Genomic DNA, 11763 nt, shown 5'->3' on the forward strand with positions numbered 1-11763 from the left:
CAGGAGCGATCCATGCGAACCCAGAGCCGACGACGGCCACCGCGAGCCACGCTCGCCCTGGCCGCCGCAGGGACGCTGCTCGCCCCGCTGCTCTCCGGCTGCTGGGTCGGAGCGGGCGGGACGGGGTCGGGCGGCACCTCCGTCAACGTCCTGATGGTCAACAACTCCCAGATGACGGAACTCCAGAAGCTCGCCCCGCGCTTCACCGAGGAGACCGGCATCAAGGTCAACTTCACCGTCCTGCCCGAGAACGACGTCCGCGACAAGATCAGCCAGGACTTCGCCAACCAGGCCGGCCAGTACGACGTGGCGACCCTGTCCAACTACGAGATCCCCATCTACGCCCGCAACGGCTGGCTGCACGAGATGGACTCGTACGTCGCCAAGGACCCGTCGTACGACGAACAGGACGTCCTGAAGCCGATGCGCCAGTCGCTGACCGGCGACGACGGCAAGCTCTACGGCCAGCCCTTCTACGGCGAGTCGTCCTTCCTGATGTACCGCAAGGACGTCTTCGCGAAGGAGGGCCTGACCATGCCGGCCCACCCCACCTGGACCCAGGTCGCCGACCTGGCCGCCAAGGTGGACGGGGCCGAGTCCGGCATGAAGGGCATCTGTCTGCGCGGACTGCCCGGCTGGGGCGAGGTCATGGCCCCGCTCACCACGGTCGTGAACACCTTCGGCGGCACCTGGTTCGACAAGAGCTGGAAGGCACAACTGGACTCCCCCGCCTTCGAGAAGGCGACGAAGTTCTACGTCGACCTCGTGCGCGAGCACGGCGAGTCCGGCGCCGCCCAGTCCGGCTTCGCCGAGTGCCTCAACAACATGACCCAGGGCAAGGTCGCCATGTGGTACGACGCCACCAGCGCCGCCGGTCTGCTGGAGGCGGCCGACTCCCCGGTCAGGGGCAAGCTCGGCTACGCCCCCGCCCCCGTCGAGCGGACCGAGTCCTCCGGCTGGCTCTACACCTGGGCCTGGGGCATCCAGAACGCCTCCCGCAACCCCGACAACGCCTGGAAGTTCGTCTCCTGGGCGTCCAGCAAGCAGTACGAGCAGCTGGTCGGCGACGAGATCGGCTGGTCCAACGTCCCGGCGGGCAAGCGCGCTTCGACGTACACGAACCCGGCGTACCGCAAGTCGGCCGCCGCCTTCCAGGAGATGACCAAGGAGGCCATCGAGCAGGCGCGACCGGACGATCCCGGGGTGCAGCCGCGTCCCGCGCCCGGCATCCAGTTCGTCGGCATCCCCGAGTTCACCGATCTCGGCACCAGGGTCTCCCAGGAGATCAGCGCGGCCATCGCCGGACGCCAGTCCGTCGAGTCGGCCCTGAGGAAGTCCCAGCAGCTCGCCGAGAAGATCTCCGAGGAGTACGAGGGACGATGACCGCGACCACCACGGCCCCACTGGCCGCTCCGACCGTACGCACCGCGCCCCAGCCCTCCAACCGGCTGCGCGCCTGGGCCACCCGGGCCCCCCTGCTCCCCGCCCTGGTCTTCATGATCGTGGTCACCCAACTGCCGTTCGTGGCCACGGTGGTGATCTCCTTCTTCGACTGGAACTCCCTCTATCCCAAGGCCCGTCACTTCACCGGCGTCGACAACTACCAGGAGGTCCTCACCGACGCGGACCTGCGCCACTCGGTGTGGACGACGGTCCTGCTGACGGTGACGGTGGTGCTGGTCAGCCTGGTACTGGGGCTGGTGCTGGCGCTGCTCCTGGACCGTCGGTTCAAGGGCCGGGGCGTGGTCCGCACCCTGCTGATCGCCCCCTTCCTGGTGGTCCCGGTGGCGGCCGCCCTGCTCTGGAAGCATGTGCTCTACAACCCTGAATACGGCTTGTTCAATGGGCTGTTGCACTATGTGGGCGGCCCACAGCCGGACTGGATCTCCAACACCCCGCTGCTCGCGGTCGAGGCCTCCCTGGTCTGGCAGTGGACCCCGTTCATGATGCTCATCCTGCTGGCCGGTCTCCAGAGCCGCGACCAGCAGCAGCTGGAGGCCGCGCGGGTGGACGGCGCGAGCGACTGGCAGATCTTCCGCTATCTGACGCTCCCGCACCTGCGCCGCTACCTGGAGCTGGGCGCCCTGCTGGGCTCGATCTACATCGTCCAGAACTTCGACGCGGTCTTCACGATCACGTCCGGCGGCCTCGGGACCGCCAACCTCCCCTACACCGTCTACCAGAGCTTCTACCAGGCCCACGAGAACGGTCTCGCCTCGGCGGCCGGCGTCCTGGTCGTCATCGGCTCGATCATCATCGCGACCTTCGCCCTGCGCGTGGTGTCGTCCCTGTTCCGTGAGGAGGCGGGCCGGGCATGAGCAGCAACACCATCGCCGTGAAACGCAAGGGCGTCGGCCTCGGCCTGCTGGCTTGGCTGCTGGGCATCGCGTTCTTCCTGCCCATCGCCTGGATGGCCCTGACGTCCTTCCACTCGGAGGCGGACGCGGCCACCAACCCGCCCTCCTTCGGCGCCGCCCTCACCCTGGACGGCTACCGCGAGTTCTTCGGCACGGGCGGCGGCGCGAGCCCCTGGCCCGCGCTGATCAACTCGACGGTCGCGTCCCTGGCGTCCACCCTCTTCGTCCTGGTCCTGGCGCTCCCGGCGGCGTACGCGCTGTCCATCCGCCGGGTCCGCAAGTGGACGGACGTCCTGTTCTTCTTCCTGTCGACGAAGATGCTGCCGGTCGTGGCGGGCCTGCTCCCGATCTACCTGTTCGCGAAGAACACCGACATGCTCGACAACATCTGGCTGCTGGTCATCCTCTACACGTCGATGAACCTGCCGATCGCGGTCTGGATGATGCAGTCCTTCCTCGCCGAGGTCCCGGTGGCGGTGATCGAGGCCGCGCGCGTGGACGGCGCCCGCCTCCCGACGATCCTCGCGCGCGTGGTGGCCCCGATCGCGCTGCCCGGCATCGCCGCCACGGCCCTGATCTGCTTCATCTTCAGCTGGAACGAACTGCTCTTCGCGAGGGTGCTCACCGGCGTGGTCGCCGAGACCGCCCCCGTCTTCCTGACCGGCTTCATCACCAGCCAGGGCCTGTTCCTGGCGAAGGTGTGCGCCGCGTCGCTCGTGATCTCCCTGCCGGTGCTCGCCGCGGGGTTCGCCGCCCAGGACAAGCTGGTCCAGGGCCTGTCGCTGGGAGCCGTGAAATGAAGGCCGCCGTCATCGAGTCCGTGGGCCGTGCCGTCGTCGCCGAGGTCCCGGACCCGACGCCGGGCCCGCGCGAGGTCGTCGTCGAGGTCGCCGCGTGCGGCCTGTGCGGCACCGACCTGCACATCCTCCAGGGCGAGTTCGCCCCGAAGCTGCCGATCGTGCCGGGCCACGAGTTCGCGGGCGAGGTGGTCGGGGTCGGCACCCGGGTCACCGAGCTCGCGGTCGGCGACCGGGTGGCCGTCGACCCGTCCCTGTACTGCCACGAGTGCCGTTACTGCCGTACGGGCCACAACAACCTCTGCGAACGCTGGGCCGCGATCGGCGTGACCACCGCGGGAGGCGCGGCGCGGTACGCGGTCGCGCCGGTCGCCAATTGCGTACGGCTGCCCGAGCACGTCCGCACCCAGGACGCGGCGCTGGTGGAGCCGCTCTCCTGCGCGGTCCGGGGTTACGACGTCCTGCGGTCCCGCCTCGGCGCGCATGTCCTGATCTACGGCTCGGGGACGATGGGCCTGATGATGCTGGAGCTGGCCAAACGGACCGGCGCGGCGAGCGTGGACGTGGTGGACGTCAACCCGACCCGTCTGGAGACGGCCCGGGGGCTCGGCGTCTCGGCGGCCGCCGCCGATCCGGACGAACTGGACCGCTCGCAGGGCTGGGACCTGGTGATCGACGCGACCGGCAACGCGGCGGCGATCCAGGACGGCCTGGACCGCGTGGCCAAGGCGGGCACCTTCCTCCAGTTCGGGGTGGCCGACTACGCGACCCGCGTGACAATCGACCCGTACCGCATCTACAACCAGGAGATCACCATCACCGGCTCCATGGCGGTCCTGCACAGCTTCGAGCGGGCGGCGGAGCTGTTCGCGACGGGGGTCCTCGACCCGGACGTCTTCATCAGCGACCGCGTGCCCCTGGACCGCTATCCCGAGGCGCTGGAGCAGTTCGCGGCGGGGGTGGGCCGGAAGATCGTGGTGGTGCCGTAGGCCGGTGGGGTGCCGTGGAAGATTAAGGGAACGGTAAAGCGCCGTCGCTCGTTCACCGGGCATGACAGCTATGACCCCGGGCTCGAACATCCCCCTCCCCGTCACCCGTGTGACGGTGGACGTCTCCGCACCGGTGCGGCTCGACGTGTCGGGCCTGCTGCTCACCGCCGACGGCAAGGTGCGCTCCGACGACGACTTCATCTTCTACAACCAGCCGTCCGGGCCGGGGGTGACCTACCGCTCGGGCGGCGGCACCTCCCCCGACGCGATCACCGTCGACACGGCGGCCGTCCCGCCCGGCATCGAGAAGATCGTCGTCACCGCGAGCCCGGACGCGGCGGGCCAGAGCTTCCAGGGCATCGAGCCGACGGCCACGATCCGCAACGCGGACGACGCGTCCGTGCTGGCCACCTTCACGCCCCCGCAGCTCGGCACCGAGACGGCGCTGGTCGTCGTGGAGATCTATCTGCGCAACGGCGCCTGGAAGGCCCGGGCGGTCGGGCAGGGGTACGCCAACGGGCTGGCGGGCATCGCGACGGACTTCGGGGTGACGGTGGAGGAGCCGGCACCGGCGGCCGCTCCCGCTCCGGTGGCCCCGCCGCAGCCGGTGGCACCGCCGCCCGCGCCGACCGTGCAGACCCCGGTGGCACCGCCCGGCCCGGCCATGGACCCGCGGCTCGCCCCTCCGCCGGCGCCCGCCGCTCCCCCGGCCCCGCCCACCCCCGCGCCGGGGTCCGGGAAGATCAACCTCGACAAGGGGCGGGTCAGCCTCCAGAAGAACCAGACCGTGTCCCTGGTCAAGGGCGGCCGTCCGCTCCTCTCCCAGGTCAAGATGGGTCTCGGCTGGGAGCCGGCGTACCGGGGCAAGGACATCGACCTCGACGCGTCGGTCATCGCCTACGGTCCGCAGCGCAACCACATCGACAGCTGCTACTTCGGCAAGCTGTCCATCGTCGGCGGTGCGATCAAGCACTCCGGCGACAACCTCACGGGTGAGGGGGGCGGCGACGACGAGGTGATCGTCGTGGACCTCGGCCGGCTCCCCCAGGAGGTCACCGGCCTGGTCTTCACCGTCAACTCCTTCTCCGGCCAGAAGTTCACCGAGGTCGCCAAGGCGTACTGCCGCCTCATCGACGCGGCGAGCGGCGAGGAACTGGTCCGCTTCGACCTCACGAACGCGGAGGCGCAGACCGGCGTGATGATGGCCAAGCTGATCAAGCAGTTCTCCGGCGAGTGGGAGATGACGGCGATGGGCGACTTCGTGAAGTCCCGCACGGTGAGGGGCATGGTCAAGCCGGCCGCCCAGGCGCTGTGAGGTAGTTGTCCGACCGCGGGCCGGTGGGTGCAGTCAAGGCAGGCCTGGCTGTACCCACCCAGGGGCGCGGGGAACTGCGCGACCAGCCACAACGCACCCGCACCCGCACCCGCACCCGCACCCGCCGGCCGACAGAGCGAGGCACATCCACAGGCACCGCTAAACCCGCACCCCCTCCATCAGCAATGTCAGATACCGCCGGATAGAAGCCCCACCCCCACCACCCAACTCCGCCGCCCCCGCCACCCCATGAGCCAGCCGAAGCAACTCCACCGGCTCCACATCCCCCCGCAGCGCCCCTACCTCCCGCGCCGCCGACACCAACCGCTCCGCCGCCCCCCGCACATGCGTCCCGCACACCGTAGGCGTGACACCCCTCCCGTCCGTCATCGCAGACCCCAGCAGCGCGCCCAGCCCCCGCACCTGGATCCCCCCGACGCACAGCTCGTACAGCCACTCCGTCAGCGCCTCGCCGGGCGGCAGCTCCGCCGCGAGCTCGTCGGCACGCCGGGCGAACCCCTCGACGCGGTCCACGTACGCCGCCTCCAGCAGGGCCTGCCGCGTCGGGAAGTGCCGGTAGAGCGTCCCCGACCCGACCCCCGCCCGCTTGGCGATGTCGTCGAGGGACGCGCCCTCCCCATGCTCGGCGAACGCCTCGGCGGCCACCTTCAGCAGCCGCTCGTAGTTGCGCCGAGCGTCCGCACGCATGGGCCTGACCTGCGTCATCCAGATACTCCTCGCGAACCGGAGACTCTCTCCGTATGTTATCGAAGGCCGAACGGGACTGTCTCGGCCTACCGAGCCCACGGTGCGCCGGCGCCGCTCGGGACACCGGACGTCTCAGGCCGAGGCGCGCACGACCAGTTCGGGCACCACCCATGCGTCCGCGCCGGTCAGCGGCTCCTCGCCCGCCCGCAGCCGTGCGACCTGCTCGACCGCCAGACGTCCCAGCCGGCGCTTGTCGAGGTGGAGGGTGGTGAGGGCGGGCTCCACGAGCTCGCCAAGGGAGAGTCCGTCGAAGCCCAGCACGGCCAGGTCCTCGGGCACGCGCCGGCCCCGGCGCCGGGCGGCCCGCATCGCACCGACGGCGATGAGGTCGTTGAAGCCGAACACGGCCGTCAACTCGGGCCGCGCGTCGAGGAGTTGCTCCATGGCCGCCTCGCCTCCTGCGACACTGTGCTCGGCGGACATCGCGATCCAGCTGTCGTCGACCGGCAGCCCGCGCCGCCGGACCTCGGCCAGGAAGGCCTCCCGGCGCGGGCCGGGGGTGAACCGGTCGCCGTCCAGCATGCCGATCCTCCGGTGCCCGGCCCGGACCAGGTGCGCGATGCCCTGTTCGAGACCGGCGGCGGCGTCGATGCCGACGGCGGCGAACCGGGTCTGCTGCGGGCCGCGTTCCAGCAGGACGAGGGGCATGCCGCCGAGGTGCCGGGCGAGGACCTCGTCGTCGTTCGTGAAGTAGCCCACCACCGCGTCCGCCTGGTGGGAGAGCACGTCGAGCGCCTCCCGCTCCTTGGCGCCGTCGGTGCGGGTGTCCCACACCACGACCTGCCAGCCGCGCGCCTCGGCGGCCTCGAGGACCCCGGCGGCGACCTCGGGAAAGAACGGGTTCGTCAGGTCCGGGACGACCAGCCCCGCGGTGACGGTCCCCTTCCGCACCAGCCCGCGCGCGAACCGGCTCGGCCGGTAGTCCAGCATCCGCGCGGCCTCCAGCACCCGCGCCTTGGTGTCCGGATCGATCTCCCCCTTGTCGTTGACGGCCCGCGAGACCGTCTGCCGGGACACCCCCGCCAACTCCGCGACGTCATGGATCGTGGCCCGGCGACGGGCCCCCACCGACACATGGCCACCCGGCTCCCGCTGCTGCTCGTCGGTCCACATGGCGTGCACTGTATCCAGCCATCCCGGGAAGGCGCTCGGGGGAGGGATCTGCCCACCCCCGCACATCTGCGACCCCCACTGAAGGGATCTAGTAGTACCCCTTCGCCCCGTCGAGCAGCTCCCTCACGATGTCCGCGTGGCCCGCGTGGCGGCCGGTCTCCTCGATGAGGTGGATGAGCATCCAGCGGAGGTTGGCGCCGCTGGAGCGGTAGTCGGGGTGGCGGCCGACGTCGTCCAGGGAGGCCTCGGCCACGATCTCGTTGCTCCGGGCGCACTGGGCCTCGTAGTCCGCGAGCAGTTGCTTCAGCGGGATGCCGTCGGTGCGCCATTCCGCGTCCTCACCCATCTCGGCCAAGGACGGGTTCTGCGTCTTGTCGCCGCCCAGGAACAGCACATCCAGCCAGGAGTGTTCGACCCACCGCATATGGCTGATGAGCCCGGCCATGGTCATCGCCGGCGAGGTCGGGATGACGGAGCGGTGGGCGTCGGCCTCGCTCAGGCCCTCGCATTTCCATCTGAGGATCTGCCGTTGCAGATCCAGCCAGCCGACGAGCGCGGTGCGTTCGTCGGCCTGGAAGGGGGGACGCTCAAGTGAAGATGACATGCGTGCACGTTAGGGTGCCCGGCCCCCGGACGGCGCCTGATTTTTCGACCGGGCCGCCCCCCGGCCGCAACGGTCAGAACAGCGCGCTGTACCCGTTCAGCGCCGGCTGTCCGCCGAGGTGGGCGTAGAGGACCGTGGAGTCCGCGGCGATCTCCCCGCGTTCCACCAGGTCGATCATCCCGGCCATCGACTTGCCCTCGTAGACCGGGTCGGTGACCATCCCCTCGGTGCGGGCGGCGAGGCGCATCGCGTCGAGGGTGGTGTCGTCGGGGATGCCGTAGACGCCGGCGTGGTAGCGCTCGTCGAGTTCTACGTCCGACACCGTCAACTCCTTCTCCACGCCGATGAGTTGCCCGGTGTTGTGGGCGATCCGCGCGATCTGCTCCCGGGTGGCCGCCGGCTTCGCGGAGGCGTCGATGCCGAGGACACGGCGGGGGCGGCCGCCGGCCTCCTCCAGCGCGCGGAACCCGGCGACCATGCCCGCCTGGGTGGAGCCGGTCACCGAGCAGACCACGACCGTGTCGAAGAAGACGCCCAGATCCCGCTCCTGGTCGGCCACTTCGTACGCCCACGCGGCGAAGCCGAGTCCGCCGAGCGGGTGGTCGGAGGCACCGGCCGGGATGGCGTACGGCTTCCCGCCCCGCTCCTCGACGTCCCTGAGCGCCTGTTCCCAGCTCTCCTTGAACCCGATCCCGAACCCGGCCTTCACCAGCCGTACGTCGGCCCCGGCGAGCCGGCTGATCAGGATGTTGCCGACCTTGTCGTACACGGCGTCCGGCCAGTCCACCCAACTCTCCTGCACGAGCACGCACTTGAGCCCGGCCCGGGCGGCGACGGCGGCCACCTGGCGGGTGTGGTTGGACTGGACGCCGCCGATCGAGACCAGGGTGTCGCAGCCCTGGGCGAGGGCGTCGGCGACCAGGTACTCCAGCTTGCGGGTCTTGTTGCCGCCGTACGCGATCCCGGAGTTGCAGTCCTCGCGCTTGGCCCACAGCGCGGCGCCGCCGAGGTGCGCGGTGAGGCGCTCCAGCCGGTGCACGGGGGACGGTCCGAAGAGCAGGGGGTAACGGTCGTACGAGGCAAGGGACGTGCGTGCCATGGGTCCTCCAGGGTCAGTCGCTGTCGGCGAGCTCGGCCAGCCCTCGCCAGATCTCCGCCGTGACGTCGACGGCCTCGCCGACGTCGCCCGCCGCGCAGGCCTCGATCAGCCGGTCGTGCAGACCGGCGGACCGGCAGTTGCCGCCCTCGCCGAAGCGGCGGCGTTCCAGGCGGCGGATGAGGGGGGTGTAGCGGGCGGCGGTGGCGGCGGCCGCGCGGTTGCCGCTGACGCGGACGAGGACGTCGTGCAGGTCGTCGTCGGCGTGCAGGGCCTCGTCCACGTCACCGGCGGCGACGGCGGCCGCGAAGCGTTCGTTGGCCGCGCGCATGGTCTCGATGTCGGCGGCGAACAGCTGCGGCACGGCGACCCGGGTGACCAGTTCGTGCATGGCCCCGACCACGGCGGCGGCGTCGCGTACCTCGGCGGCGTCGACCTGGGTCACCCGGGTGTAGCTCTGCGGCTTGCTCTCCAGCAGCCCCTCGTCGACCAGCCGTGCGAAGGCCTCCCGCACCGGCGCCCGCGACAGCCCGAGCCGCTCGGCGAGCTCACCGTCCCGCACCACCTGTCCGGGCTCGATCTCCCCGGCCACGATGGCGTCCCGGATGGATGCGTAGGCCCGGTCCCTCAGCAGGGTGCGGGCGAGCGGTCGTATGGCCTTCATGAACTGAAATGTTAGATGTCAGTAGGCTTTCCCGACAAGGGCATGGGTGTGGCCCGCACCCCCGTGAAGTGCGGGCCACGCTCGGGGCTCAGGCCGCCCAGGGCCACTCGGCGTCCTGGGCCGCCTCGAGCAGCGGAACCATCCGGAAGGCCGCGTCCGAGAGGCCTCCGAAGGTGTGCCGGTTGCCGGTGCCGGAGGGGCCGTGGCCCGCCCGGTAGCCGGCGAGGTTCCAGGTGTAGACCGGCACGTCGGCCGGGACCTGCTCGGTCGGGCCGCCGTGGCGGTGGTACGTGTACTGCTCGTCGGTGACGATCAGCACCCGGTCCTGGCCCCGGTAGTGCGCGCGGATCGCCGAGGTGGTGTCGGTACCGCCCAGGTCGCCGAAGCGGCCGAGGATCTTCAGCACCGACTCGCCCCGCTCGATCGGCAGCCGCCGGTTGGTGGTGCCGAACTCGACGAGATCCGCCTCCGCCGCCCGCAGCGCGAGTGCCGTACCGAAGATCGCCGCCGCGTCGGCGCGGTTGAGCTGCGAGCGGTCGGACAGCCGGGCCCACATGGAGCCCGAGCGGTCCACGAGGACCAGGGTCCGGCCGGGCAGCGCGGGCACATTGGCCAGCGAGTGGCCGAGCGCCTGCTCCAGCGGGTACGCCCAGCGCAGCGAGGGCGCGTGCTGGTACGCGGCGAGATACCGGAAGGGGAACTGCCGCGACCGTACGACCTCCGCCGGGTCGCTGATCTTGGCCGCCACCTGCGCGGCGACCTCGTCCGAGACGCCGGCCTCGTCGAAGTTCCGGAGGTTCCTGACGAGTGCCATCGCGCCCATGGACGGGATCACGGCCTCCCAGGCCGCCTTGTCCATCGGGCCCTGGAGCCAGCCCGCCAGCGCCTCCCACGTCATGCCGGCCGCGGCCAGCCGCTCGGCCCCGCCCGCGGACGTGACCACGGCCCGCCGCGCCTCGACCGGCAGCGCCATCAGCTCGCGGTGCGCGGTCAGGAGCCGGCTCGACCCGGGCGGTGCGGCGGTGTCCGGGTTGTGCCGGCGGTCGAGGGCGTACTGGAACAGCTCGCCCTGCCACGGCTTGTCCGGGTCCGGGGCCGCGTGCACGAGGTTGAGGATGTCGCCGAAGCGGTACCCCTTGGACGCGGTGTCGTACTTCAGGAGCGACTTGCCGCTGTAGAGACGGCGTACGGCGTCGGCGATCCCGCGCTTGACGGGCTTCGGGACGTTACGGCCGTAGCGCGAGGTCCAGTATCCGAGGAACTCGCCGGGCTCGTCGGGCCGCTGGAGCACGGAGGCCACGACCTGCCGGTTCGAGGGGCTGTCGGTGACGCCCGCGTCGAGACGCGCCTTGACGTACTCGGCGGCGCCCACGAGGGAGGCGGTACGGAGGTTGCCCTCGCCGCGCAGCCAGCCGAGCAGGCCGGCGGTCCAGGTGGAGTCCGTGACGGCGAGTTCGGCGACGAGACGCGCGAACCGGTCGTCGCGGTCGGCGCCGGACTCGTAGAAGGTCTGCTGGGAGACGAAGTTGGAGATCGCGAGCAGAAAGAGCTCGGAGCGCTCGTCGCGCTCGTGTCCCCGGCCGCCCTCGTAGGTCCGCAGAACGCGTCCCGTCGAGGTGACCCGGGAAGTGGGACGGGCTCGTGCGGCCTTCTTGTTGAATCGCGCCATGGTGAATTCCCCCGAATTCGTTGCTGTTTCGGAGGGAGGCACGACAAATGGAGGGTGACCGAGTTCGAAGTCGACTGCGGTGCTTATAACTGGCGCGTCTTCCGTTCCGCCACATCGGCCCGAGCCGATGACGGGATTCGAACCCGCACGAGGGATTCCCTCATCAGTTCCCGAAGTATCCGCTGCCTGCGCACCGGGCACCCACCATGAGCCGCACCTCCCGAGATCAAAATGCTCGCACCGGGAGGTGCATGAAGTTGTGGTGTCCAGAGTTCAGATCGGCGGAACCGACATTAGGTGCTCTAACCCCTGAGCTACACCGGCGCGTTGTACCGGTGGCGGGACTCGAACCCGCGGCCGCCCCATTATGAGTGGAAGTAGGTCCTGCCTT

The 11763-nt window shown here is 70.7% G+C and carries 11 protein-coding genes; 5 read left to right on the forward strand and 6 right to left on the reverse strand.

The features are described 5' to 3' along the window. Nucleotides 1-12 precede the first annotated feature (12 nt). The 5 genes from AC2XR2_RS10210 (at nt 13) to AC2XR2_RS10230 (ending at nt 5458) form a co-directional block, all read left to right on the forward strand. A complete protein-coding gene (locus tag AC2XR2_RS10210; protein ID WP_381298764.1) occupies nt 13-1383 on the forward strand; it encodes an ABC transporter substrate-binding protein in 1371 nt (456 codons plus the stop codon). Beyond that, entirely contained in the window at nt 1380-2318 is a 939-nt protein-coding gene (locus AC2XR2_RS10215) for a carbohydrate ABC transporter permease (RefSeq protein WP_330267738.1), read from the forward strand. Before AC2XR2_RS10210 ends, AC2XR2_RS10215 begins: the two co-directional genes overlap by 4 nt. Further along, entirely contained in the window at nt 2315-3157 is an 843-nt protein-coding gene (locus AC2XR2_RS10220) for a carbohydrate ABC transporter permease (RefSeq protein WP_356463270.1), read from the forward strand. Before AC2XR2_RS10215 ends, AC2XR2_RS10220 begins: the two co-directional genes overlap by 4 nt. Further along, on the forward strand, nt 3154-4143 hold the full coding sequence (locus tag AC2XR2_RS10225; protein WP_491514852.1) for a zinc-dependent alcohol dehydrogenase family protein: 990 nt from the start codon (nt 3154-3156) through the stop codon (nt 4141-4143). Before AC2XR2_RS10220 ends, AC2XR2_RS10225 begins: the two co-directional genes overlap by 4 nt. 70 nt (nt 4144-4213) lie before the next feature. Then, on the forward strand, nt 4214-5458 hold the full coding sequence (locus tag AC2XR2_RS10230; RefSeq protein WP_449349480.1) for a TerD family protein: 1245 nt from the start codon (nt 4214-4216) through the stop codon (nt 5456-5458). A 159-nt stretch (nt 5459-5617) separates the two neighbouring features. On the opposite strand, the gene AC2XR2_RS10235 is transcribed toward AC2XR2_RS10230, so the two are convergent. The 6 genes from AC2XR2_RS10235 to AC2XR2_RS10260 form a co-directional block, all read right to left on the reverse strand. Beyond that, entirely contained in the window at nt 5618-6184 is a 567-nt protein-coding gene (locus AC2XR2_RS10235) for a TetR/AcrR family transcriptional regulator (protein WP_491514853.1), read from the reverse strand. A gap of 114 nt (nt 6185-6298) precedes the next feature. Next, nucleotides 6299-7339, reverse strand: coding sequence for a LacI family DNA-binding transcriptional regulator (locus tag AC2XR2_RS10240; RefSeq protein WP_491514854.1), 1041 nt, complete (start codon nt 7337-7339; stop codon nt 6299-6301). An 88-nt stretch (nt 7340-7427) separates the two neighbouring features. Further along, nucleotides 7428-7943: a DinB family protein gene (locus tag AC2XR2_RS10245; RefSeq protein WP_330267733.1), complete on the reverse strand. Its 516-nt coding sequence runs from the start codon at nt 7941-7943 to the stop codon at nt 7428-7430. Nucleotides 7944-8016: 73 nt separating this feature from the next. After that, on the reverse strand, nt 8017-9042 hold the full coding sequence (locus AC2XR2_RS10250) for a 1-aminocyclopropane-1-carboxylate deaminase (protein ID WP_491514855.1): 1026 nt from the start codon (nt 9040-9042) through the stop codon (nt 8017-8019). 13 nt (nt 9043-9055) lie between these two features. Beyond that, entirely contained in the window at nt 9056-9703 is a 648-nt protein-coding gene (locus AC2XR2_RS10255) for a GntR family transcriptional regulator (RefSeq protein ID WP_491514856.1), read from the reverse strand. An 88-nt stretch (nt 9704-9791) separates the two neighbouring features. Beyond that, nucleotides 9792-11372: a TROVE domain-containing protein gene (locus AC2XR2_RS10260; protein WP_491514857.1), complete on the reverse strand. Its 1581-nt coding sequence runs from the start codon at nt 11370-11372 to the stop codon at nt 9792-9794. Between the last annotated feature and the right edge of the window lie 391 nt (nt 11373-11763).

It is taken from the genome of Streptomyces sp. LS-MS-L19 (genome assembly GCF_058382285.1).

What these genes read in the sequence shown, in the direction of transcription:
- AC2XR2_RS10210 (WP_381298764.1), top strand. Translation starts at nt 13, where the DNA reads ATGCGAACCCAGAGCCGACGACGGCCACCGCGAGCCACGCTCGCCCTG.
- AC2XR2_RS10215 (WP_330267738.1), top strand. Translation starts at nt 1,380, where the DNA reads ATGACCGCGACCACCACGGCCCCACTGGCCGCTCCGACCGTACGCACC.
- AC2XR2_RS10220 (WP_356463270.1), top strand. Translation starts at nt 2,315, where the DNA reads ATGAGCAGCAACACCATCGCCGTGAAACGCAAGGGCGTCGGCCTCGGC.
- AC2XR2_RS10225 (WP_491514852.1), top strand. Translation starts at nt 3,154, where the DNA reads ATGAAGGCCGCCGTCATCGAGTCCGTGGGCCGTGCCGTCGTCGCCGAG.
- AC2XR2_RS10230 (WP_449349480.1), top strand. Translation starts at nt 4,214, where the DNA reads ATGACCCCGGGCTCGAACATCCCCCTCCCCGTCACCCGTGTGACGGTG.
- AC2XR2_RS10235 (WP_491514853.1), bottom strand. Translation starts at nt 6,184, where the DNA reads ATGACGCAGGTCAGGCCCATGCGTGCGGACGCTCGGCGCAACTACGAG.
- AC2XR2_RS10240 (WP_491514854.1), bottom strand. Translation starts at nt 7,339, where the DNA reads ATGTGGACCGACGAGCAGCAGCGGGAGCCGGGTGGCCATGTGTCGGTG.
- AC2XR2_RS10245 (WP_330267733.1), bottom strand. Translation starts at nt 7,943, where the DNA reads ATGTCATCTTCACTTGAGCGTCCCCCCTTCCAGGCCGACGAACGCACC.
- AC2XR2_RS10250 (WP_491514855.1), bottom strand. Translation starts at nt 9,042, where the DNA reads ATGGCACGCACGTCCCTTGCCTCGTACGACCGTTACCCCCTGCTCTTC.
- AC2XR2_RS10255 (WP_491514856.1), bottom strand. Translation starts at nt 9,703, where the DNA reads ATGAAGGCCATACGACCGCTCGCCCGCACCCTGCTGAGGGACCGGGCC.
- AC2XR2_RS10260 (WP_491514857.1), bottom strand. Translation starts at nt 11,372, where the DNA reads ATGGCGCGATTCAACAAGAAGGCCGCACGAGCCCGTCCCACTTCCCGG.